The following is a 23,907-nucleotide window of genomic DNA, read 5'->3' as shown; positions in this document are numbered from 1 at the left end:
GCACGGAGAACGATATGGACGCGCCGATACCTACGCTGGAAACCCTATTTGCACAACTGGGCCTGGATTCAACCCCGGAAGGCATTGACGAATTCATCGCCGGGCATCCTTTGCCCGCGGGCGTGAAACTCATCGATGCGCCTTTCTGGTCGGACCGGCAGGCACAGTTTCTCAAGGAAGAACTGCGCGAAGACGCCGAATGGGCCATCGCGGTGGACGAACTGAACCAGCGCCTGCATCAGTCGCAATAACCTCCCTCAATGCAGGCTGCCTGATTGTTCCAGGCGCAACAACGCTTGCCAGGCAGCCCTGCACGCTTGCGCTTCATCCCGGCTGGCGAAGGCGGTGCCACGCGGCTCACCGTTGACCAGCACCACCCAACACGCATTCTGGCCCAGCGCACGCAGGCTTGGCGGCACGCCACTGCCAATCATCACGGCCACATCGACTTTGTTTTGCATGAAGCTTCTCCGCAACATTAGTTAGCTGGCTAACAATATTGCCCATGCTACGGTTTTCCTCCCGTTGGAAAAAGCCATCTTCGGAACAGCTTCCTTGCATAAACCGCAATAATCCCTAGCGCGCGGCCTTGGTGCCTTCGGGCTTGTAGCCCAGGCGCAAACCGCCCCAATGCCGGCCCCGGACCATGATCGGCACCGACAGGTCGTGCATCAGCTCGCCGGTATCGCGGGTGTAGGTCTGGAGCAGCACCGCTTGCTGATGGCTGCCGCAGCGAATTCCGGTACGGTCATCGAACTTGCGCTTGGTGCGGTTCTGCACCGCATCGACCTGGGCATCGCCCGTCAAGGCCTGAGAAAACGCCTTGTTGTGGGTTGGCACATAACCTTGTTGGGTGCAGGCGATCGCAAACACCAAGCCTTCATGACGCGGCAGCAATGCTTCCTGGATCGCCGGCAGGACCTGGTCGGTGTAACCGTCGAACCGCGTGTGGTATTTGCTGGGGCTGGTGTTGGGGATCAGCGTGTAGCTGCGGTCGAACAAGTCGTCCAGGGTGATGCGGTTTTGCAGCACATCCGCCTCGAACTGCTCGGCAATCCGGCTCGCACCCTCGCGCGCCAGGTCATAAACACGCTGGTGATAGTCATCCAGCCCGACGGCGGCCAGGCGCTCGCTGATGGTTTCGGCCTGCCCTTCCATCTGCACGGCGGCGCCGGCCAATTCACGGGTTTGCTGGTCGCTCACGTCCAGGTCGCTGCGCATCTGTTCCACCGCATGGAACAGGCTGTCCAATTGTGCGCGGTTGGTGTCGGTGCCCTGGGCGATTTCATTGACCTGCCCTTCCACGTCCGCCGCCAGGCTGGCGATGCTCTCCAACTGCTCACCGGCGTGTTCCACCTGTTCGACGCCGGTGTGCAAGTCCACCGACAGTTGGCGAATCTGCTCCACCACCTGTGTCGTACGTTGCTGGATATCCGCGACCATCAGCCCGACTTCATCGGTGGCCGTGGCAGTACGGCCGGCCAGGCCGCGCACTTCGTCGGCGACCACGGCAAACCCGCGGCCATGCTCACCGGCCCGCGCCGCCTCAATGGCCGCATTCAACGCCAGCAGGTTGGTCTGGCTGGCGATGGATTGGATCACCAGGGTCACACGCTGGATTTCCTCGCTGCGCTGGCTCAGCGCTTCGATCAGCTCGCGGCTGGCATTGGCGCGCTGGCTGAGTTGGCGCATGCGTGTGATCGACTGAGTCAGGACCTCACGCCCCTCCGTGCTGCGCTGATGGGCCTGACTGGCCGCGCCCAGGGCTTGGCGGCTGAGCTGGGAAGTGACTTTTTCAGTATCAATCATCACTTCGGCGTTGCTGACGATCTGCTTGGCAGCGCTCAATTGCGATTGCACGCGAGCGGCCAATTGCTTGACCGAATAGGCCACGCCGGCAGCGGACAACGCGTTATGGCTGGTGGTATAGGAAAGATCGCGCGTCAGGTCACCGATGGCATCGGCGGCGTCGGACGACGAAAGGCTAAGGGCAGGTTTTTTCAGGCGCGGCAGCCAGATCACCAGCAAGGCCAGTGGCACGCACAGGTATATCGGCAGGCTGGCGAACGCAAGGCCCAGCAGTACCAGCACCAGGGCGGTGCTCTGCAGAAGCGGCGTCAACCAGCCGGGCAGCCCGCGCACCACCGCTTGCGGAGGCACTGCTGCGCCCATCAGAGATCCGTCTCCAGCCATCTTCGTCACCCCGCTGTTTGTCATTGTTGTCCCTGCATTAAACGCCACTATCCAGCCATTATCCATGGGCCTTTAGTGGGGTAGCTTGCAGCAGATCAATAGACGGGGGCGTAACGGTATTTCCCCGGGGCACCGCAGTCGCGGTCCCCGGCTTCAATGCATCAGGCTTGGCGCTGGTGCTTGTCGATCTGCTCGTGGCGCTCTTGCGCTTCGATGCAGTATTTGGTGGTCGGGCTGATCAGCAGGCGCTTGAGGCCGATAGGCTCGCCGCTGTCATCACACCAGCCAAAGGAATCTTCCTTGATGCGTTCCAGTGCGCGCTCCAGTTGCGGCAGCATGCGCTGGTCGCGGTCGATGGCGTTCACCAGCCAAGTGCGCTCTTCCTCGACGGAAGCGGCGTCAGCCGGGTCCGCCGGGGTGTCCAGGCTTTCAATGGCGATACGGTTCTGTTCAATGCGCTCGTGGTGTTCGACTTTCATGTCCTGCAGCAACTTCTCGAAAAAAGCGTGCTGTTCGGCATTCATGTAGTCATCCGCCGGCATGGCCAGCAACTTTTCCTTTGTCATTGATTTCTCTATAAAAAATACGTGCATTAAGGCGAATAAGGGAGCGTTCCGGTCGACCTGTGCAAGTCTCGGAAAGGCGCCGTCCATTTCAAGCGCCACCCGGCACTCAATTTACGAGGGGCGGCAGTCTAAGGCCGACTTGAGGGCTCAGCAACTGAAAAGACAGGCATTTTTTCCGGGACAACCCCCAAAGGCACCAGGACGGGCTTGGTGAACGGGTCATCGGAGTGTGTTTATAGCAAGAAATTCAATGTTGTGGAGCTATATAGAAGACAAACGGTTGAAACAGACTGTTAATCATAAAATGTGGGAGAGGGCTTCCCCCCTCCTGCATTCAGTGCTCAACAGTCGCACGTTCATTTAGCGCTTAAGCTTGCGCTTGTTGCGGTATTGGTCGATCACCACCGCGACCACGATGATCAGGCCCTTGATGATGTCCTGGATGTACGCATCCACCCCGACGAAAGTAAACCCGCTGGCCATCACCCCAAGGATCAGCGCGCCGATCACGGTGCCGGTAATGCGCCCTACGCCGCCTGCCAGGCTCGTGCCGCCGATCACCGCAGCGGCAATCGCGTCCAACTCATAAGACATCCCCATGCCGGCCTGGCCGGTGGCCGCACGCGCCGAAGCGACCACGCCGGCCAGGCCCGCCAGCAACCCGGCAATGCTGTAGACGATGATCAAGTGACGCTTGACGTTGATCCCCGAGGTACGCGCCGCCTGCATATTGCCGCCGATGGCATAGGTGTACTTGCCGTACTTGGTGTAGCGCAGGGCGATATGGAAAATCACCGCCACGACCAGGAAAATGATCACCGGCATCGCGCCATGGCCGATGGCCGTGTAGGAGTCCGAAAGCATGCTCACTGGCTGGCCTTCGGTGTAGTAACGCGCCAGGCCACGGGCCGAGACCATCATGCCCAGGGTGGCGATAAACGGCGGGATACCGGTGACGGCAATAATGCTGCCGTTGATCGCCCCCGCCAGCAGCCCCACCCCGAGGCCCATCGCCACCGGGATCCAGACCGGCAGGTCGGTCAGGGACGGAAACACCGCCCGGGAAAAATCGGAAGTCTGTGCCAGGCTGGCGGCGATCATCGCCGATAATGCGAGCACCGAGCCGGAAGACAGGTCGATGCCGGTGGTGATGATCACCTGGGTCACACCGATGGCCAGCAGGCCGATGATCGATACCTGCAGAATCATCAGCACCAGGCGCTGGGAGTTCATCAGGAAGCTCTGGTCGCGCACGATCCAGCCGAACAGCTCAAACACCAGGCCGATACCGATCAGCACCAGGAAGATGCTCAGTTCGGTTGGCAAACGTCGACGGTGCTTGACCGGTGCCGTGGCAGGCTTGTTATCTGTTATTGCGTTCATAGCCAATCACCTTCTTATTCTATGGCGCGGGCCAACCGCAGGCCCGCGCGACTGTTCGTCAGTGGACCACCGGCAAACCGGAAGCCAGATGCATGACTTTTTCCTGGGTCGCGTCCGCACGGTCCAGGGTGCCCATCAGTTCACCCTCGTGCATCACCATGACCCGGTCGCTCATGCCGAGCACTTCGGGCAGCTCCGAGGAGATCATGATCACGGCCATGCCTTCACTGGCGAGAAAGGAAATCAGACGGTAAATCTCGGCCTTGGCCCCCACATCGATACCGCGGGTCGGCTCATCAAGGATCAACAACCGAGGGTTGGTCATCAGCCAGCGTGCCAGCAGTGCCTTTTGCTGGTTGCCGCCCGACAGGGTGTCGATGCACTGTTCCAGGGACGGGGTCTTCACCCGCAGCTTCTTGCACATGTCTTCGCACAGCGCGCGCAAGGCTTTCTGCTGGATAAACCCGTTGCCCGAATACAGCGGCAGCACCGCCATCTCCATGTTTTCCAGCACCGACAGGCACGGGAACAGGCCGCTGAGCTTGCGGTCCTCGGTCAACAGGGCAAAGCCTTTCTCGATGGCCATGTGCGGGTCGGTGATACGCACCGGCTGGCCATCCAGGGTGATCTGGCCGCTGGAGCTTGGGGTGATCCCGAAAAGGGTTTCCGCCACATTGGTGCGGCCCGAGCCCATCAACCCGGCGATGCCGAGGATCTCGCCAGCATGCAGGTCGAACGACACATCCTTGAACACACCGTCCAGGCTCAAGTCGCGCACCGACAGCAGCAACTCGCCGATCGGCGCTTCGCGCACCGGGAACAACTGGCTGAGTTCACGGCCGACCATCATCGAGATCAGGCTGTCGCTGTTCATGCTGTCGGCCCGCTGCAGGCCGATATAGTGACCGTCGCGGAACACCGCCACCTCGTCGGCGATGGCGAACACTTCGTTCATCTTGTGGGTGATATAGACAATGCCTTTGCCCTGGGACTTGAGGTCGGCAATGATCGAAAACAGGTGCTCGACTTCCTTCTCGGTAATCGCCGACGTCGGTTCGTCCATGATCAGGATGTCGGAGTCATAGGACACCGCCTTGGCGATCTCCACCATCTGCCGCTCGGCGATGCTCAGGTTGCCGACGTGTTCCTCGGGGTCCAGATTAATACGCAGGCGCGCCAGCAATTCGGCGGTGCAGCGGTGCATTTCGCGGTGGTTGACCATGTGCAGGCTGTTGAGCTGCTCACGGCCGATCCAGATATTCTCGGCGATGCTCATATGGGGCATCAGGTTGAGTTCCTGGTGGATCATCGCGATCCCGGCCTTCTGCGCGGCCAACGGTGTCTCGAACACAATCGGCTGGCCCCGCAGGCGGATTTCCCCGCTGTCGGGCTGGTAGATACCGGCGATGATTTTCATCAGCGTCGACTTGCCCGCGCCGTTCTCGCCCATCAACGCCAGCACCGACCCGGGGCGTACACGCAATTGCACATCGGCCAGGGCCACGACGCCGGGAAAGCCTTTGCTGATGTTGACGATTTCCAGCAGGTAGGGTTCGTCCAGCGGCAGGGGCTGGATACCCGGAGACTGCGAGACAGTGGCTTGAGCGAGCATAAGGGGTACTCCATCTGCAGGGCGGCCGTAACCGCCCTGCCGGCTTATTGTTGTTATGTCAGGGCTACTTGAAGTCTTTGACGTTGTCCGGGGTGATCAACTGGAAAGGGATCACCACGTTCTGCTCCACCGGCTCGTGCTTGGCCATCTTGCGCGCCGCTTCCACCGAACCCACCGCCTGGCCCTTGGCATCCTGGAACGCCGATACGGTCATGTCGCCCTTGGTAATCGCGTTCAAGCCGTCCGGTGTGCCGTCGACACCCGCGATCAGCACACTGCCCTTTTCCTTACCGGCCGACTTCAGGGCCATGGACGCACCGATGGCCATCTCATCATTGTTGGCCAGCACGGCATCGAATTCGCGGCCCTGGGTCAGCCAGTCGTTGACCAGGGTCATGCCCTTGTCACGCAGCCAGATGCCGGTCTGCTCCTGTTCGATCTTGATCCCCGGGTACTTGGCCAGCACTTCCTTCACACCCTTGGTGCGGTTGGTGGTGGAGTTGTTCGCCAGGTCGCCCAGCAGGATCACGATCTTGCCCTTGCCACCGAGCTTTTCGGCGATGTACTGCATTTGCAGCTTACCGGCCTCGACATCATCGGAGGTGACGGCGACGACGTCCTTGGGCAGGTCTTTCTGGTCCGGACGACGGTTGACGAACACCAGCGGAATCTTCGCGGCGGTGGCGGCCTTGATGATGTTGGCGGTCGACGCGGTGTCGACCGGGTTAACGATAATGGCGTCGACGTTCTGGCTGATGAAGTTCTCGACCTGGCTCAGTTGCTTGACCACGTCGGCGCGAGCGTCTTCGAATTGCAGTTGCACGCCATCGCCCTTGGGATAGGACTTGGCTTGCTTGTCCATGTCTTCGCGCAGGTAGGTCAGGAAGGTGTCATCGAATGCGGACATGCTCACACCCACCTTGAGATCGGCAGCCGTGGCAAAACCGCTGGCCAGCATCATGGACAGGGCCAGCGCGGTAAAACGGATCGGGGTCTTCATGAACGGTCTGTCTCCAATTTCTTGTTGGTTTTGTGGACGTTGCGTTTATCAGAGCGAATTCGAGGGCAGTCGCACAATCGGGGCCCCGGGAATACAGCAGACCAGGGCGCCTTTGTTTTCGACGCACAGCACATTAAGGAAGGAGAAGTAGAATGGCCGGGCGCGGGGCAGGCCGCGTGGCGCAAGGACGGGGCGTAAAACTCGCAGTACAGCGCTGAAGATTTTCATCTGACGGTACCTGGTTGTTTTTGATCTTGTTTTTGTTGAGTCGCCCGAATCGAGTCCGAACGTACTTTCTGCAACCTGGAAAAGACTTTATTAGAAAATAATTTCCATATCAACCTGTTTTAGAATTTTATTCCATTTTTGTTGAAACCACCTGCTGGCGCTCGGCACTGAGGCGTGCGGCATCCAGTAGCCGGGTGGTTTCCAGTGCGTCATAGGCGTCCACCGGCAGCGGTCCCCGGCCTTGCACGGCGGCTTGCAACTGCCGATAGAACTGGGTCCAGCAGCCCTTCTCCGACGGTACCCGCTCGCGCTCCGGCCCCTGTTCGAACCACCCCCAGCGTCGATGCTCCTCGGCGCCCCAGTGCTCGCCTTCGGTTTTCGGCGACTTGCCGGCCATCAGCGCCTCTTCCTGGCCATCCAAACCATCGACGGTGTAGCAACCCAAGGTGCCACTGACGCGAAAGCGCGGCGCCTGGCTATTTTGCAGGGCGCTGCCCCATAAGTGGGAAATCACCCCGTTGGCGTGGGTCAGGGCAACGAAGAAGCCATGGTCGAGGGTGGGATGTTGCGGGGTGAACTGCAACTGTGCGAATACCCGATCCACCGGGCCGAACAGTTGCAGTGCCTGGTCCACCAGGTGGCTACCCAGGTCGCGCAACCAGCCGCCACCGCTGGCATTGCCCACCGCTTGCGGGCTGTAGCGCTCCACACGGGACTCGAAGCGGGTGATGGTACCCAGCGCACCGGCGTCGATCAGTTTGCGCAGGGTCAGGTAGTCCGAGTCCCAGCGCCGGTTCTGGTAGACGCTGAGTAACACGCCCTGGCGTTCGGCGGCGGTGATCAGCGCCTGGGCCTGCTCGGCGTTGGCGGCGAAGGGCTTGTCGCTGACCACCGCCACGCCATGCTCGATGGCTTCCAGCACCAGGGCCGGACGGCCCTTGAGGGTGGTGGAAATCACCAGGGCGTCGACACCGGCTTCGACGATCTGGCCGATGCTGTCAAAGGCCTTGACCCCCGGAAGATCAGTGCTCAATTGCTGGCGGCGCTCGGGTGAACGCGTCACCACGCCGACAAACGTGGCGCCTGGCAACGTTGCAATCAGCGGCGCATGAAAAAAGCGCCCGCCGTGGCCGTAGCCGACTAGTCCGATTCGCATGATCAACTCCTGAGTTGAATTGGAAACCCAATCAACGGTGGGAGGGGCTTGCCCTAATGCCAGTCATTAAGGCTTTTTTGTAGGAGCGAGCTTGCTCGCGAAAAACTCACAGGCGCCGCGTTCATTCAGGAAACACGCGTTATCGTTGACGTTCTTCGCGAGCAAACTCGCTCCTACACCTCCCACATTGACCGAGTGTTAGCCGTAGAAGCGTGGGCGATCCGGCAGGCTGACCTTGACGATCTGCCCACTGCCCTGCGCTTCGATACACGCATCCGCCGCCACCGCAGCCGCAAAGCCATCCCACGCCGACGGCCCGCCGACGTGCCCCGCCAGCACGCTATCAATGAAAGCCTGCAATTCCACGTCATAAGCGCCGATAAACCGGTCTTTCCAATCCATCAGAATCGCATTGGACAGTTTGGCGCCACTGCGCAATTGCACCTGGGACGGTTCCGGCAGCTTGGCGATGCCAGTCTCCCCCACCACTTCGCACTGGATGTCGTAGCCGTACTGGCAGTTCACAAACACTTCGACGTCGATGCGCGTGCCCTTGGCGGTTTCCAACAACACGATCTGCGGGTCGCGCAGGTGGGCCAAGGCTTTACTGGTCTTGCGCGGGAACACCACTTGCACGGAAACATAATCGTCGTCGAGCAGCCAACGCAGCACATCCAGCTCATGGATCAAGGTATCGGTGATCGCCATGTCGGTCTTGTAGTTCTCACCCACCGTCGGGTTGCGGTGAGCGCAGTGCAGCATCAACGGTTCACCGATCTGGCCACTGTCGATCACCGCCTTGAGGGCGCGATAGCCTTCGTCATACGGGCGCATGAAGCCCACTTGCACCAGACGCTTGCCGCAGGCCACTTCGGCCTCGACGATCTTGCGGCAACCTTCGGCGGTGACCGCCAGGGGTTTTTCGCAGAACACCGGTTTGCCGGCGGCGATGGCGGCGAGCACGAACTCTTCGTGGCTCGGGCCCCAGGAGGTCACGAGAACGGCTTGAACTTCAGGCGAATGGATCAGTGCGTGACCATCGGCATACACCTCGGCGTCCAGCTTCAAATCGGCCACCACCTTGGCGGCCTGCTCAAGGTTGATGTCGGTCACCGCCACCACCTGGCTGTTGAGCAGGGTCTGGCTGCAACGACGAATATGGTCGCGGCCGATGGCGCCGGTACCGATTACACCTAGCTTCAAAGACATACAAACACTCCTCTTGTTATTAGTACTGCCGGGCCTTGGCCAGGTGTTCATTGAGTTTTTTCGCGGCGGCGTTGGTGCGCTCGCTGGTAGACACCTGCGCCACGCCGACCCGCCACCACGACAGGTAGCCGTGAACCATGGTCTTGGGCAGCACCTTGATATCGATCAGGGTCGAGACCGTCTGCTTGCGCGCGTCGGCCAGGGCGGCTTCCAGCTGTTCCACCGTGCTGACCTTGTAGGTCTTGCAGCCATAGGCCGCCGCGCTCATGGCGAAGTCCACCGGTACCAGGCCGCCGTTGAGTTTGCCGCTCTCGGGGTTGCGGAAGCGGAACTCGGTGCCGAAGCTGTCCATGCCATTGCCGATTTGCAGGTTGTTGATGCAGCCGAAGGCCATGTTGTCGAGCAGCACCACATTGATCTTGCGCCGCTCCTGGATCGAGGTGGCCAGCTCAGAGTGCAGCATCATGTAGGAGCCATCGCCGACCAGGGCGTAGACCTCCTTGGTCGGCTCGGCGAGTTTCACGCCAAGGGCGGCATTGATCTCATAGCCCATGCACGAATAGCCGTACTCGACGTGGTAGGTGTTGACCCCCTTGCTGCGCCAGGCCCGCTGCAAATCGCCGGGCAGGCTGCCGGCCGCGGCGACGATGATCGCGTCGTCGGCCAGGCGCTCGTTGAGTACGCCGAGCACCCGGCTTTGGGTCAGGCACGAGCCGGTCAGTTCGATAAATTCACGCAGCACGGCGCGGTCCAGGTGGTCATCGACCTCAGGCACGAAGGCGTCGCCCTGGTATTCCACCGAATGCACACGGTCGACTTCCGCCGCCAACCGGGCCTTGGCCTCGCGGACCTGCTCGCCCCAGCCGGCGCGGTAGTCGCCGAGGGCATCGGCCAGCGCTTCCAGGGCGACTTTGGCATCGCCCAGCACTTGCACGCCGTCGAGTTTCAACGCGTCGCAGGGGCTGATATTGAGGTTGAGAAACGTCACCTCGGCATGCTTGAACAGCGATTTCGACGAGGTCGTGAAGTCGGTATAGCGCGTACCGATACCGATGATCAGATCAGCCTCGGGCGCCAGCAGGTTGGCCGCCAGGCAGCCGGTTTCGCCGATACCGCCAACGTTAAGCGGGTGGCTGGACACCACCGCACTCTTGCCCGCCTGGGTTTCGGCGAACGGAATGTCAAAACGCTCGGCAAAGGCTTGCAGCGCGGCATTAGCGCCGGAGTACTTCACGCCGCCACCGCAGATGATCAGCGGTTTGCGCTTGCCCCGGAAAGCCGCCAACGCATCGCCGATCATCGCGACGGTGGCCGGGCGGCGGTCGATACGGTGCACACGTTTTTGCAGGAAGTAGTCGGGGTAGTCCCAGGCTTCAGCCTGCACATCCTGCGGCAATGCCAGGGTCACCGCGCCGGTCTCGGCCGGGTCGGTCAGCACGCGCATGGCATGAATCGCCGCGGTCATCAACTGCTCAGGGCGGTTGATGCGGTCCCAGTATTTGCTCACGGAGCGAAACGCATCGTTGGTGCTGATGCTCAGGTCGTGGAACTGCTCGATCTGTTGCAACACCGGGTCGGGCTGGCGGCTGGCGTAGACATCACCGGGCAACAGCAGCAACGGGATACGGTTGGCGGTGGCGGTCGCGGCGGCGGTCAGCATATTCGCCGCGCCTGGGCCGACGGAGGCGGTGCACGCGTAGATCTTGCGGCGCAGGTGTTGCTTGGCAAAACCGATAGCGGCGTGGGCCATGCCTTGCTCGTTACGGCCCTGGTGCACGACCAGGTCGCCGCTGTCCTGCTCCAGGGCCTGGCCCAGGCCGAGCACGTTGCCGTGGCCGAAAATGGTGAACACACCGGCGACGAACTTGCTCTGCACGCCGTCGACTTCGATGTATTGGTTGTCCAGGAACTTCACCAGGGCCTGGGCCATGGTCAATCGGGTAGTGGTCATGTGGCGTCCCTTATCGTTTTTGCAGGTGGGCGATGCTTGCCCCCAACGCCTGCTGGATATCCGTCAGCGCATGCACGCTTTCGGCAAACGGCTCGAACGACAGATAGCCGCTGTAGCCGGTGCTGAGCAAGGTGTCGATCTGGGCCGCATTGCCGAGAATGTCGCCCTCGCCCACCAGCACGCGGTGGCCGTCGCGGATCGAACTCAGCGGGGCCTCGGCCTCTTCCACGCCGGAGATATGCACCAGGCCGGTCAGTTCGGGGAAAAACGCCTGCTCGCCGGCCAGGTGGTGATGGAAGGTGTCGTGCACCAGGCGGAACACATCCAGGCCACCGATGGACTGGATCGCGTCCACCGCCACGCGTTTGCGGCGCAGGGCACACGCTTGGAAACCCAGCGGCTCGATAAAACCGAGAATCCCGTATTCGCGCAGGATCGGCGCCAGTTCGCTCAGTGCCGTGCGCAAACCGGCAGCACGCTGGGCCTCGTCGCGGGTATCGCCGCGCTCATTGAACGGGCACATCACCAGGCCCTGGGCCCCGCATTCACGGGCGTAAGTGGCGAGCTCGATCGCCTGGGCGCGGCGTTCGTCGTTCCACACGTCAAAGGGGTACAGCGCGTTGATCGACAGCACCGTGATGCCCTGTGCCGCGCACATTTCGCGCACGCGGCTGGCCGGGGTGCCGTATTCGATTTGACGGTCCTTGAGGTCGTTGCGAAGCTCAATGGCATCGCATTTCAAGGCCACGGCCAGCTGGATGAAATCCGGTAGGGACAGGTTGGGCGCGACCATACGGTTAAGGGCAAAGCGTAGAGGCGACTTCATTGTTGTTCTCCGTCCAAAACCGGTTAAAGGTCCAGCAGCCAGCTGTGCTGCGGGTCGTTATGGAAATGCCAGGCCCGCTTGGGGCCGGCCATCACGTTCAGGTAGTAGGACTCGTAGCCATACGGCACGCTGACCGGGTGATACCCCTTGGGCACCACCACTAGGTCGCTGTTTTCCACGGCCATGGCCTGGTCGATGCTGCGGTCGTCGGTGTACACCCGCTGGAACACGAAACCCTGGGGCGGGTTGACCTGGTGGTAGTAGGTCTCTTCGAGAAAGCTTTGGTGCGGCAGGTCGTCGGTGTCGTGCTTGTGCGGCGGGTAGCTGGACGAGTGCCCGGACGGCGTGCGCACTTCCACCACCAGCAGGGAATGGGCCGGCTCGCTGTCCGGCAGGATGTCGCACACGTAGCGGGTGTTGGCGCCTTTGCCACGCACGCTGCGCTTGCACTGCTCGGGGCGGATCAGGCGAGGTTCGTAACCCGCCGCACCGGGCGCGGCGCAGACCGCGATTTGCACGTCGCTCAGGGCTGTCACCTGGGCGTCGGTGCCCGGCGGCAAGTAAGCGGCGAACGGCGATTTGTCTTCGAACACCGATTGGCGATCCCCGAGGTTCTGCCAGTTGAAACCTTCGCCCTGGATCGTCACGCGACCGCTGAGCAGCACCAGGCACAGCTCCTGATCGCCGGCGGTGACAGGCAGGGTTTCGCCCAGGCTCAAGCGGTAGGCGGCAAAGCCCACGTATTCCAGGCGGCCGGCTTCCAGGGCGACCATGGTTTGGCCGCGTTTGCTGCTTTTGACCAACAAGCTCATCACCGGGTCCTCTCGCTGAGAAGGGCTCGCAAGGTGTCGTAGCCCTTTTTGGCATAGATATAACTGGGCGCCACCGCCGGGTCCTGCTCGGCTTCCACCACCAGCCACCCTTCGTATCGGGCCGCCAGCAGCACGTCGAGCAGCGCGGCAAAGTCAATATCGCCATCGCCGGGCACGGTGAAGGTGCCGTTGACGATGCAGTCGGGAAAGCTCCACATCTGGTTGCGCGCCAGTTGCACCACCGGCTTGCGCACGTCCTTGAAATGCACGTGGCAGACGCGGTCGATATGCTTGCGCAGCACCTCGAGGGGTTCGCCGCCGCCCATGTAGCAGTGGCCCGAATCGAACAGCAGGCCGACTTCCGGGCCGGTGCGGCGCATCAATTCGTCGATGTCTTGCGGGGATTCGACATAGGCGCCCATATGGTGGTGGTAGGCCAGGCGCACGCCCTGGGACAGGGTGAAGCGTGCGAGTTCCGTGAGTTTGTCGGCGTAGTCCTGCCACGCCTGCTCACTGTGCAAACGCGGGCGTTCAATCAGGCGGATGCGTGAGCCCTGGATCGAATCGGCGACTTCGCCGTACACCAGTACGGTGGCGCCGTTTTGTTTCAGCAGTTCGACGTGGCCGGCGATGGCCTCGATTTCTTCCGCCACCGAGCGCCGGGCCAGGCGGCTGGAATACCAGCCGGAGACCAGCGCCAGGTCATAGGGACGCAATACGTCGCCGACGCCCTTGGCGTCCTTGGGGAATTTGCCGTTGAGTTCAAACCCTTCGTAGCCGATTTCCTTACCTTCGCTCAAGGCAGTGCTCAGGGGCGTTTCACCGCCCAGGGCCGGCAGGTCGTCGTTGCTCCAGGAGATCGGGTTGATGCCAATTCGGATTGCGGGCATGGCTGCACCTTTATTATTTTCAGGTATCACTGAGATCTGCTTTCTGTGGGAGGGGGCTTGCCCCCGATAGCGGTAGTTCAGTTACAGAAGTGTTGTCTGACACTCAGCCATCGGGGGCAAGTCGAATCGTCGCACCGCCCCTCCCACATTGGAATTGCATTGCACATTTAGAGCTGGGTTTAGCCTCGGGCACTGCGCCAGGCGTCGATGAGTTGTTCGAAGGTCGCCTGGACCTGCTGAATCAACGTCTCATCATCGATCTCCCCCGCCATCCACAAACGACTCGGTTCCTGGAAGATCGTACGGCCCACGGCAAACCCACGGCAGGTGCTGCTCTGACTGGCGTTGCGGAACCCCTCGGCCAGGCTTTCGGCTGACGCATTCAGGCCCAGCAGTACCACGCCACGGCAGTACGGGTCGCGTTCCTGGATCAGCGCATCGAGCTTTTTCCAATCCTCGGCCGGCTGCGCCTCGATCTTCCACCACGCCGGGTAGATACCCAGGTTGTACAGGCGCTTGAGGCTGCGGTAGAGCACGTCCGGGTAGGTGGACGGATGATCCTTGGGCGGGATGACTTCCAGCAGCAGTTCATGACCGCTGACCAGGGATGCCTCATACACCGCCTTGAGCTGGGCTTCCTGTTCCAGGCGCAGCAATGGCTCGTCATCGGGGTGGTATTGCACCAGGCACTTGATGATCTGCTCCTGGGGCCAGGCGATCAGGTTGCTGCCGATCGACCGCCCATGCTCGAACGCCAGGGGCCGCGAGTTCTGCACCTCCACCGGACGCGCGATCCACCAACCACGACCGCTGGCGGCGTTGAGCGCGTCCTGGCCAAAGCGCTGGTCGGCGAGCAGGCCCACATCGGCCGCCACGCCCTGCTCGCGCAGCTTGTGCTCCACCCGCTCCACCGCCTGGATAAACAGCTGCTTGATCGCACTGATGCGCGTCAGGTCCTGCCCACCGCGCTGCGCCAGGTCGACCAATTGCCAGCGGTGGTCGAAGGCGAAAATGAACAGCTGTTTCCACGCCTTGCGGGGCACGCTGACGCGGTGCAGGCGTTGCAGGGTTGCGTCCTGGTCCGGGCGGGTAATCGGTACCGGGCTGTTGAACAGGTAATCCAGTTCGGCCGGCGTCGGCATGGCCGGGGCGCAGGCGTGGCGGGAGACCACCAGGCCGCCGCAGGCATTGGCCAACTGGCTGCAACGCTCGTCGCTGGCGTCGTTCAGCCAACCGCTGAGGAAGCCCGACATAAAGGCATCGCCGGCGCCCAGCACATTGAGCACTTCAACGCGCACGCCGGGGTAGATCGCACCGTCTTCCAGCCGCGCAGGGATCGCACCGTGAATCACCGTGCAACCCTGGGGGCCGAGCTTGACCACCAGGGTCGCCGGGGTCAGTTCGCGCACGGTGCGCAGGGCGGTGAGCAGATCTTCACTGCCACCGGCGATCAGAAATTCTTCTTCCGTACCGACGATCAGGTCGAAGCGCGGCAGGATTTTCTGCACATGCTGGCTGACCTTCTGGTCGGCGACGAAACGGGTCTCGCCATCGGCCTTGCCCGCCAGGCCCCACAGCACCGGACGGTAGTCGATATCCAGCACCCGCTGGACGTTGTGCTTGGCTGCATAGTCCAGGGCCTGGATGCTGGCCTTGTACACGCCGTCGGTGGAGAAATGCGTGCCGGTGATCAGCAACGCCTTGCTGGAGGCGATAAAGGCTTCGTTGATGTCTTCGCCGCGCAGGGCCATGTCGGCGCAGTTTTCACGGTAGAACACCAGGGGGAAGGTCTCGCGGTCCTTGAGGCCGAGCAGCACCAGCGCGGTGAGGCGCTCCGGGTCGACCTTGATGCCGCTGACGTCGCAGCCCTCACGTGCCAGGGACTCCACCAGGAAACGCCCCATATGGTCGTCGCCCACCCGGCTGAGCATGGCCGACTTGAGCCCCAGCCGGGCGGTGCCGAAGGCGATATTGGCGGAGGAACCGCCGAGGTATTTGGCGAAACTGGACACGTCCTCAAGCCGTGCACCGACTTGCTGTGCATAGAGGTCGACGCCCAGGCGCCCGAGGCAAATCAAATCCAATTGACGCCCACTGGCAAAACGAGTCTGGCCCATGCTGGCTCCTGTTATTTTTATCAGCCTGCGTTGTGCCGCCGTAGCGACGGCAAACGCTCTTGGTGGAAGCAGACTAGAACGTTCAGCGCCCTCAATCAATATTTATTCCAGAATTATTTTTAGTGGAATATTTTTTCCAATACGTCAGCATAGGGGCCTGCCAGCCCGCGTGGATCGTTTCAGCAGACCACGGGCCCGGTGATGCCGGGGTATTTTTTTGCGCCTACCCTGTAGACTTGCGTCCACCCATCAGCGCACCGAAGAACAAGCCAGAAGGATTGCCCATGTCCCGCACCGATCAGCCGGCCACGCCCGAGACCGCTTCCCAAGACACTCTCGCCAGCCCTCCGATCAATGCCGAACGCTTGTTGCAGCTGATCACCGATGAGTACGAAAGCCTGCCGCGCCAGCTCAAGCGCATTGCCAGTTATATGAGCCAGCAGAGCGACCGGATCATGGTCGACCGCATCAGCGACATCGCCCGCGAATGCGAAGTGCACCCGTCGGCCATCGTGCGGTTCTCCCAGCGCTTCGGCTTCAGTGGGTTCAGTGAGATGCAGGCGCTGTTTCGCGAGGCCTACACCCACAAGACCACGCCGGTGCAGAACTACCAGCAGCGCATCCGCAGCATGATCGCCAACAAGTCGCAGAAAGCCAGTGGCGGTGACCTGGCGCGCGAGTGCGTCAACGCCACCCTTTCGGGGATCGAACGCCTGGGGCTGGAGCTCGATGATGCAGCCTTCGAGAAAGCCGTGGACCTGGTGGTCAACGCTGACAATATCTACGTGGTGGGCGTACGGCGCTCCTTCGCGGTGGCCGATTACCTGGTCTACAACCTGCAACACACCAACAAGCGCATTCACCTGATTTCCGGCCTGGGTGGCAGCTACCGCGAGCAGATGCGCAGCGTACGCGCCAACGACCTGGTGATCGCCATCAGTTTCACCCCCTACGGTAAAGAGACCCAGCACTGCCTGCGCATCGCCCAGCACCACCAGGCCAAGACCCTGATCATCACCGATAGCAACCTCTCGCCCCTGGCCAAGCGGGCGAATGCGGTGCTGCTGGTCAATGAGGGTTCGTCGTTTGCCTTCCGTTCGTTGAGCGCCACCTTGTGCCTGTGCCAGGCGTTATTCATTGCCGTGGCGTATCGACTGGAATTGAAGGTGGACGAAATTCACGAGCAAGTCGGATTCGACGACTGACCCTCAAACACCCCAAATCAAATGTGGGAGGGGGCTTGCCCCCGATATAGGGTATCAGTCGCCGGCTCGGCTGACTGACACCCTATATCGGGAGCAAGCCCCCTCTCACAAATAACTCGGATCAGTGCATGAAGATCGCGATCAGGATGATCACCGGGATCGGCACGCCGAGGAACCACAGAAGTAATGAGCGCATGGTGTTCTCCTTGAGTTAACGAACGTAGGTTTCGGTTTCGACGTACACCACGGCATCGCGGCGACGGCCACCAAAGGTCGCGGCGAAGCTGGCAAAGAAGGCGCCGATCAACAGGGCGACAAAGGTCCACAGTGAGGTATAGGCGGCGACTTTGGCGGCCGTATCCGCGGCTTGCTTGGCTTTGAGCTTGGCGTCTTCGACCGCTTTACGGGCATCGCCGTAGACTTTGTCGATACGCGCTTCGGCATCGGCCTGGCTGAGGTTGGTGCGCTGGCTGATCAACTGGGCCAGGTAGGCACGGTCGTCTGCGGCGAGTTGGCCATCATTGCTCAGGGTGCGGGTGAAGATGCGTGCAACCACGCCATGGGCAGCGTCATCACTGACGGCGACCGGGCGATCATCACGAAACAGGCTGTCGACGTAGTAGTCGAAGTCGCCGCCGTTAACGCCTTTGGCTGCACTGCCCGCGGCTTGAGTGATCCCGTTGGCCGCGCCTGCTGCCACGCTGGCACCGGCTTTCACACCACCGCTCACCACACTGCTGACCGAACCGACCACCAGCACTGCGGTGATCAGCGTGGCGACCGCCCAGGCCAGGAAGCCATGGGCCGTGTCGCGAAAGTACACCTCATCGCCATGCATATTGGCCCACTTCACCCGCAACCGGCCGGCGATGTAGCCGCCCAGGCCCGAGGCGACGATCTGGGTAAAGGCCAGCCAGACAATGGTGGAAATGCCAAGGCCCTTGGCGCTGATACCGCTGTCGGCCCACGGCGACACCGCCGAAAAGCCCAGGCCGAAGCCCAGCAGCACCAGGATCAGGGACAACGCAGCCGCGGCAGCGGCCCCGGCGAAAATCGCCCCCCAGGAAACCCCGGAGAGCGTGCTCGACTCTTGCAGCGTGGATGAGGATGTAATCATTGTTGTTCAGCTCCCGGCAGGAAATTAAGTGTTACAAGTCTCAAAAGGGACAGTGCAGCCAGCGTGCCAGGCAGTTGGAAAAATAAAATTCATAGTTTTCAAACAGTTAAAAAAATTGAACTCCCTTGAACCATGCAACTTGCAATAAATGACTGTTTCAGGCGGGCGTTATGCATTCCCTGTGGGAGGGGCTGGCACCCTAATGCCACGTACAGCGGCTTGTGTAGGAGCGAGCTTGCTCGCGAAAAACTCACAGGCGCCGCGTTGATTCAGGAGGCTCGCGTTATCGTTGACGTTTTTCGCGAGCAAGCTCGCTCCTACAAAAATGCCTTGACCGACTGGCGTTAGGGCCTTCCCCCCGCCCTCACCGGCCGATGCCCGCCATGAAACTTGTGTCAGTTTTGCCAATATGAAGTTTTATTTAGGAAGCATTCAGCCATTTCTTGGCAAAATGCCCCCACTTCTAGTGTGAATCGCTCACCAGGTAATCCTATGACCCGCATTTTGACTATCGAGGATGACGCCGTAACGGCCCGCGAGATCGTCGCCGAGCTGAGTAGCCATGGACTGGACGTAGATTGGGTGGACAACGGCCGTGAAGGCCTGGTCCGCGCTGTGAGTGGTGATTACGATCTGATCACCCTCGACCGTATGCTGCCGGAACTCGATGGCCTGGCCATCGTCACCACCCTGCGCACCATCGGCGTGTCGACACCGATCCTGATGATCAGCGCGCTCTCCGATGTGGACGAACGCGTGCGCGGCCTGCGCGCCGGTGGCGACGACTACCTGACCAAACCCTTCGCCTCCGACGAAATGGCCGCCCGCGTCGAGGTGCTGCTGCGACGCAAAAGCACGGTCAAGGAATTTGAAACCGCGTTGCGCGTGGCCGACCTCGAACTCAACCTGATCAGCCGTGAAGCCAGCCGCGCCGAGCAACCCCTGAGCCTGCTGCCCACCGAATACAAACTGCTGGAATTCCTGATGCGCAACACCGGGCAGATCCTGTCGCGGATGATGATCTTCGAGGAAGTCTGGGGTTATCACTTCGACCCGGGCACCAACCTGATCGATGTCCACATCGGTCGCCTGCGCAAGAAAATCGATCCACCGGGCCTCACGCCGCTGATCCGCACGGTACGAGGTTCCGGTTATGTCATTGCTGAACCCCTCTAAGGGCTGGCGTTCTTCCAGCAGCCGCTTGCTGGCGCTGTACAGTTCGCTGTTCGTGGCCTGGAGTTGCATCCTCATGGGGGTGCTGTACTACGAGGTGTCGGGTTACCTGGGCGACCTGTCGCGCCATTCGCTGATGCAGCGCCAGCATCTGTTCCAACGCTTCGACGGCGAAGAACTGGTCGAAGCCCTGACCACCAGCATGACCTTCGACATGAAGGGCGTGGACGCCTATGGCCTGTTCGACGAGCAATTTCGCCCGTTGAGCGGACCGATCCGCGCGATCCCGCCAGACCTGCCGAGGGACGGCAAGATCCACGCCCTGGTCAATTGCGTCGACTCTGACGACCCGAAACTGCCCAAGGACAGCTGCGACGCCGTGGTGACCCATACCGACGACGGCCGCTGGCTGGTGCTGGTGCGCGCCAACGGTTCGCTGTTCGGCGTGACCCGGATCATCTGGCATGCGTTGTTGTGGGCGCTGTCCCTGACCATCATCCCCGGCGCGGCCGGCTGGCACCTGTTGCGCCGCCGCCCGTTACGGCGAATTCGCGGGATCCAGGCCAGCGCCGAAGCCATCGTCGCCGGCGACCTCACCCACCGTTTGCCGCTGTCGAATCGGCGTGACGAGCTCGATATGCTCGCCGCCATCGTCAACGCCATGCTCGACCGTATCGAGAAGCTGATGAACGAGGTCAAGGGCGTGTGCGACAACATCGCCCACGACCTTCGCACCCCGCTGACCCGCCTGCGGGCGCAGCTCTACCGTATCCGGCAGGAGGCAGAGAAAGACTCGGGCTACGCCGTGAAACTGGACGACGCGATTGCCGAGACCGACACCCTGATGGCGCGCTTTCGCGGGCTGTTGCGCATCTCGGAACTGGAAGACCACCAGCGCCGCTCCGGCTTCCTGGTGATGGACCCCCTGCCCCTGTTACGCGAACTGCATGACTTCTACCTGCCCTTGGCCGAGGAAGGCGAATTGCACCTCAGGCTGGATGTTCCGGAGTCCCTGCCGTGGATCACCGGCGACCGTGCCCTGTTGTTCGAGGCCCTGTCCAACTTGCTGAGCAATTCGATCAAGTTCTCCCCACCGGGTGGTGAAGTGATTTTGCGCGGGCTCAATGACGCCGGCAGCACACGCATCGAAGTGCACGACTCCGGGCCAGGCATACCGGCAGCGGAGCGTGATGCGGTGTTCCAACGTTTCTATCGCGTGGACGAAGGCGACCAGCGAGGAGGCTTCGGGCTGGGCTTGTCGATTGTCGCGGCGATCATCAACTTGCATGGGTTCAAGTTGGAAGTCGGTACCAGCGAGCAAGGCGGTGCGCGCCTGGTCCTTGAATGCCGCCAGCAGCTGATGCCCGAAGCCTGAGAGCCTGTGGGAGATTCCCCTCCCTGTGGCGAGGGGGCTTGTTGTGGCTAGCGGACCTGTTGTGGCGAGCGGGCTTGCCCCGCGTTGGGGCGCGTAGCGGCCCTAAAACCAGTCTCCCGGTTCTACCAGAAGAAATGCGGTGGCCTTATTGGGGGCTGCTTCGCAGCCCAACGCGGGGCAAGCCCGCTCGCCACAGAGGGGGGCAGTTTGATGCGCCACAACGCTACCCTGATAGAGCGGATCAGCCCGGGAAATTCGCCCGCAACGCCTCGACCCCGCCTTTGTAAACCCCGGCAAACAACGCTTCCACCGCGGCATCCGTGGTACCCGCCGCCGGGGTAAACACGCCCGACCAGGTCACCTTGGCCGACGACTCCGTCAGCGCCTCGACCTGCAGCGTCGATAGGTACGCACTCACCGGAAACGGTGACTGTTCAATCGTATAGCTGTAGGTGCGCGCCACGTTATCGAAAGTCTGCAAACGCTCGACCACCACGCCGCCGTCAGCGGTTTGCAGGTGACGTAGGCGGCCGCCTTCACCGAGCTCACTCTTGGTGATCAGCGGCAGCCAGTCCGGCAGGCTGTTGAAGCCACCCACTAGCTGCCAGACCTGATCGGCCGATACCGGAATTTCAATTACTGCGGCTGCTTTTGGCACGGTAAATCTCCAGAAGTCATAGGAAAACGTCGCCCAGACTGCCACGCCCTGCACGTCAATGCATCAATTCCCTCAACCGATACCACAGCATCCCCAGTGCCAGCAGCGGCGAACGCAATGCCTTGCCGCCGGGGAAGGTCATGTGGGGCACCTGGCTGAAAATATCCAGGCCTGGGCTTGTACCGGCGTGAATGCCTTCGGCCAGCAGTCGCGCGCACCAATGGGTGACGTTCAGCCCGTGCCCGGAATACCCCTGGGCGTAGAACACGTTGGGGTACTGCTTCAAGCGCCCGACCTGCGGGAAGCGGTTGGCGGTAATGCCGATCTTGCCGCCCCATTGGAACTCGATGGCGGTGGTGGCCAGCTGTGGGAACACCTTGAGCATTTTCGGCCGCATATAGGCCGCGATGTCCACCGGATCGCGTCCGGAGTAATGGCAGGCGCCGCCGAACAACAGGCGACGGTCTGCGGATAGCCGGTAGTAATCCAGGCCGACTTTCTGGTCGCACAGCGCCAGGTTCTGTGGGATCAGTTGACGGGCCAGCGCCGGCGACAACGGCTCAGTGGCGATGATGTAGCTGCCAGCGGGCAGCACCTTGCCACTCAAGCGCGGCTCCAGTTCTTCCAGATGTGCATTGCACGCCAGCACCAGGTTGGCAGCACGCACCGTGCCGGCGGCGCAACGCACCTTAACCGTGTCGCCGTGGATCAGTTCCACCACCTCGGTGTGTTCAAAGATCTGCACGCCGAGGGACTCGGCGACCTTCGCCTCACCCAGCACCAGATTGAGTGGGTGCAAATGCCCGGACCCCATGTCCACCAGGCCACCGGCATAGACCGTCGAACCCACCACCTGTTGTATATCCAGAGGGCCCACCAGGCGGGTTTCATGGGCATACCCCAATGCCGCCAGGTGCTCCTGCTCGCCGTTGAACGCAGCAAACTGCGCCGGGGTATTGGCCAGTTCACAAAAGCCCCAGCGCAAGTCGCAGTCGATGCCGTGCTCGATAATGCGTTCACCCACCAACGCCACCGAATCGATCCCGGCACGCTCCAGGTAACGCACGCCCTCCTCACCCACGTACTTGGCAAACCCCGCCACGTCATGGCCGATACCGCGAATCAACTGCCCGCCATTACGCCCGCTGGCGCCCCAACCGATGCGTCGGGCCTCCAGCAGGATCACCGAGAGCCCGCGCTGCGCCAGCTCGATGGCCGTGTTGACGCCAGTGAACCCGCCGCCGATCACACACACGTCGGCGGTCAAGTCGGCGCCCAGTGAAGGGCGCTCGACAACCGCGTTGGCCGTGGCTCGGTAATAGGAACGGGCGTGGTCACGGGACTGCGTCATTTATTGGTCTTCACTTTGCTCCACGCGCGGGTCATCAGGCGCATGGTCGCCGGGGTCGGCGTGGTGGAAATATAGAGTTTGTCGAGGACTTCCTGGGACGGATACACCTCAGGGTTGTTCACCAGTTCCGGGTCCATGAACGCCTTCGCCGCCGGGTTGGCGTTGGCATAGCCGACCGAGGCACTGACCTTGGCAATCACTTCGGGATCCAGCAGGTAGTTGATAAACGCGTGGGCTTCTTTCGGGTTGCTCGCATCGGCCGGAATCGCCAGCAGGTCAAACCACAGGTTGGAGCCTTCCTTGGGAATCGAGTAGGCAATGTTCACTCCGTTCTTGGCTTCCTTGGCGCGGTTGGCGGCCTGGAATACGTCGCCGGAATAACCAAAGGCTACGCAGATATCACCGTTGGCCAAGTCCGAGATGTACTTGGAAGAATGGAAGTAGGTGATGTAGGGGCGCAGCGTCAGCAACTTGGCCTCGGCTTCCTGGTAGTCCTTGGGATTCTCGCTGCGCGGGTCCTTGCCCATGTAATTGAGGATCGCCGGGAACAGCTCGTCCGCCGAATCAAGGAAGGCCACGCCGCACTGGTTGAGCTTCTTTAGGTTCTCCGGCTCGAACAGTACCGCCCACGAATCGATATGGTCGATGCCCAGCACCTGCTTGACCTTGTCGACGTTATAGCCGATGCCATTGGTGCCCCACAGGTACGGCACCGAGTGCGCGTTGCCGGGGTCGTTTTTCTCCAGCAGCTTGAGCAGCTTGGGGTCGAGGTTCTTGAAGTTGGGCAACTGCGCACGGTCCAGCTTGAGGAACGCGCCGGCCTTCACCTGGCGCGCGAGGAAGTGGTTGGACGGCACCACCACGTCATACCCGGTGCGCCCCGCCAGCAACTTGCCCTCCAGGGTTTCGTTGGAGTCGAACACGTCGTAGATCACCTTGATCCCCGTCTTGGCCTGGAAATCGGCCAGGGTGGTTTCGCCGATGTAGTCGGTCCAGTTGTAGACGCTGACGGTTGGCGCCGCCTGGCTGGCACTGCTGAACGCCGCCACCAGGGCCAGCGGGAGAAGCTTTTTCACGAGACGCAT

22 protein-coding genes are annotated in these 23,907 nt (G+C 61.5%); 4 read left to right on the top strand and 18 right to left on the bottom strand.

Translation table 11 applies throughout. The annotated features are described in order from the left end of the window. Positions 1–14: 14 nt before the first annotated feature. The gene (locus P2T68_RS15285; protein ID WP_024076015.1) at positions 15–251 is read left to right on the top strand and encodes a DUF2789 domain-containing protein; all 237 of its coding nucleotides are present in this window, start codon (positions 15–17) and stop codon (positions 249–251) included. Between the two features lie 6 nt (positions 252–257). On the opposite strand, the gene P2T68_RS15280 is transcribed toward P2T68_RS15285, so the two are convergent. From P2T68_RS15280 to iolC, 14 genes are all read right to left on the bottom strand, one after another. Continuing rightward, positions 258–461, bottom strand: a complete 204-nt coding sequence (locus tag P2T68_RS15280) for a hypothetical protein (protein ID WP_024076016.1) — start codon at positions 459–461, stop codon at positions 258–260. A 115-nt stretch (positions 462–576) separates the two neighbouring features. Further along, positions 577–2,172 (bottom strand): methyl-accepting chemotaxis protein, encoded by a 1,596-nt coding sequence (locus tag P2T68_RS15275; protein ID WP_024076017.1) that lies wholly within the window; start codon positions 2,170–2,172, stop codon positions 577–579. A gap of 182 nt (positions 2,173–2,354) precedes the next feature. Beyond that, on the bottom strand, positions 2,355–2,759 hold the full coding sequence (locus tag P2T68_RS15270) for a TraR/DksA C4-type zinc finger protein (RefSeq protein ID WP_003191666.1): 405 nt from the start codon (positions 2,757–2,759) through the stop codon (positions 2,355–2,357). A 360-nt stretch (positions 2,760–3,119) separates the two neighbouring features. Further along, positions 3,120–4,142: an ABC transporter permease gene (locus P2T68_RS15265; RefSeq protein ID WP_024076018.1), complete on the bottom strand. Its 1,023-nt coding sequence runs from the start codon at positions 4,140–4,142 to the stop codon at positions 3,120–3,122. 58 nt (positions 4,143–4,200) lie between these two features. Next, positions 4,201–5,754, bottom strand: a complete 1,554-nt coding sequence (locus P2T68_RS15260; RefSeq protein WP_069075806.1) for a sugar ABC transporter ATP-binding protein — start codon at positions 5,752–5,754, stop codon at positions 4,201–4,203. Between the two features lie 64 nt (positions 5,755–5,818). Next, positions 5,819–6,754: a sugar ABC transporter substrate-binding protein gene (locus tag P2T68_RS15255; protein ID WP_277379533.1), complete on the bottom strand. Its 936-nt coding sequence runs from the start codon at positions 6,752–6,754 to the stop codon at positions 5,819–5,821. 48 nt (positions 6,755–6,802) lie between these two features. Continuing rightward, positions 6,803–6,982 (bottom strand): hypothetical protein, encoded by a 180-nt coding sequence (locus P2T68_RS15250; protein WP_081730344.1) that lies wholly within the window; start codon positions 6,980–6,982, stop codon positions 6,803–6,805. Between the two features lie 127 nt (positions 6,983–7,109). Further along, positions 7,110–8,138 carry a Gfo/Idh/MocA family oxidoreductase gene (locus P2T68_RS15245; RefSeq protein WP_150055837.1) on the bottom strand — a complete coding sequence of 343 codons (1,029 nt, stop codon included), beginning with the start codon at positions 8,136–8,138 and terminating at the stop codon, positions 7,110–7,112. Positions 8,139–8,336: 198 nt separating this feature from the next. After that, the gene (locus P2T68_RS15240) at positions 8,337–9,347 is read right to left on the bottom strand and encodes a Gfo/Idh/MocA family oxidoreductase (protein WP_069075808.1); all 1,011 of its coding nucleotides are present in this window, start codon (positions 9,345–9,347) and stop codon (positions 8,337–8,339) included. Positions 9,348–9,366: 19 nt separating this feature from the next. Then, the gene (gene iolD, locus P2T68_RS15235; RefSeq protein WP_277379532.1) at positions 9,367–11,298 is read right to left on the bottom strand and encodes a 3D-(3,5/4)-trihydroxycyclohexane-1,2-dione acylhydrolase (decyclizing); all 1,932 of its coding nucleotides are present in this window, start codon (positions 11,296–11,298) and stop codon (positions 9,367–9,369) included. A 10-nt stretch (positions 11,299–11,308) separates the two neighbouring features. Then, a complete protein-coding gene (locus P2T68_RS15230; RefSeq protein WP_277379531.1) occupies positions 11,309–12,124 on the bottom strand; it encodes a TIM barrel protein in 816 nt (271 codons plus the stop codon). 23 nt (positions 12,125–12,147) lie between these two features. Next, positions 12,148–12,936, bottom strand: a complete 789-nt coding sequence (iolB, locus tag P2T68_RS15225; RefSeq protein WP_024076025.1) for a 5-deoxy-glucuronate isomerase — start codon at positions 12,934–12,936, stop codon at positions 12,148–12,150. Next, positions 12,936–13,826 (bottom strand): myo-inosose-2 dehydratase, encoded by an 891-nt coding sequence (gene iolE / locus P2T68_RS15220; protein ID WP_024076026.1) that lies wholly within the window; start codon positions 13,824–13,826, stop codon positions 12,936–12,938. The genes iolB and iolE overlap by 1 nt, the downstream gene beginning before the upstream one ends. Before the next feature lie 179 nt (positions 13,827–14,005). Then, entirely contained in the window at positions 14,006–15,943 is a 1,938-nt protein-coding gene (iolC, locus tag P2T68_RS15215) for a 5-dehydro-2-deoxygluconokinase (RefSeq protein WP_277379530.1), read from the bottom strand. Positions 15,944–16,227: 284 nt separating this feature from the next. Here iolC and P2T68_RS15210 point away from each other — a divergent pair, with 284 nt between their 5' ends. Beyond that, positions 16,228–17,148: a MurR/RpiR family transcriptional regulator gene (locus P2T68_RS15210; protein ID WP_024076028.1), complete on the top strand. Its 921-nt coding sequence runs from the start codon at positions 16,228–16,230 to the stop codon at positions 17,146–17,148. 211 nt (positions 17,149–17,359) lie between these two features. Here P2T68_RS15210 and P2T68_RS15205 read toward each other — a convergent pair whose 3' ends face one another. Then, positions 17,360–18,265 carry a hypothetical protein gene (locus P2T68_RS15205; RefSeq protein ID WP_024076029.1) on the bottom strand — a complete coding sequence of 302 codons (906 nt, stop codon included), beginning with the start codon at positions 18,263–18,265 and terminating at the stop codon, positions 17,360–17,362. A 492-nt stretch (positions 18,266–18,757) separates the two neighbouring features. On the opposite strand from P2T68_RS15205, the gene P2T68_RS15200 reads away from it, so the two are divergent. After that, positions 18,758–19,441, top strand: a complete 684-nt coding sequence (locus tag P2T68_RS15200) for a response regulator transcription factor (RefSeq protein WP_003219726.1) — start codon at positions 18,758–18,760, stop codon at positions 19,439–19,441. After that, positions 19,419–20,813: a HAMP domain-containing sensor histidine kinase gene (locus tag P2T68_RS15195; RefSeq protein ID WP_069075812.1), complete on the top strand. Its 1,395-nt coding sequence runs from the start codon at positions 19,419–19,421 to the stop codon at positions 20,811–20,813. Before P2T68_RS15200 ends, P2T68_RS15195 begins: the two co-directional genes overlap by 23 nt. A gap of 241 nt (positions 20,814–21,054) precedes the next feature. Here P2T68_RS15195 and P2T68_RS15190 read toward each other — a convergent pair whose 3' ends face one another. The 3 genes from P2T68_RS15190 to P2T68_RS15180 are packed head-to-tail and all read right to left on the bottom strand — an operon-like array spanning position 21,055 to position 23,907. Then, positions 21,055–21,471 (bottom strand): SRPBCC family protein, encoded by a 417-nt coding sequence (locus tag P2T68_RS15190; RefSeq protein ID WP_069075789.1) that lies wholly within the window; start codon positions 21,469–21,471, stop codon positions 21,055–21,057. 55 nt (positions 21,472–21,526) lie between these two features. Then, positions 21,527–22,822: an FAD-binding oxidoreductase gene (locus P2T68_RS15185; RefSeq protein WP_024076032.1), complete on the bottom strand. Its 1,296-nt coding sequence runs from the start codon at positions 22,820–22,822 to the stop codon at positions 21,527–21,529. After that, complete coding sequence (locus tag P2T68_RS15180; protein ID WP_024076033.1) at positions 22,819–23,907, bottom strand: polyamine ABC transporter substrate-binding protein; 1,089 nt, start codon at positions 23,905–23,907, stop codon at positions 22,819–22,821. Before P2T68_RS15180 ends, P2T68_RS15185 begins: the two co-directional genes overlap by 4 nt.

It is taken from the genome of Pseudomonas sp. G11 (assembly GCF_029457515.1).
GTDB lineage: Bacteria > Pseudomonadota > Gammaproteobacteria > Pseudomonadales > Pseudomonadaceae > Aquipseudomonas > Aquipseudomonas gorinensis.
Note: the sequence above shows the minus strand (reverse complement) of the source record. Positions and strands in the feature narration are given on the sequence as shown.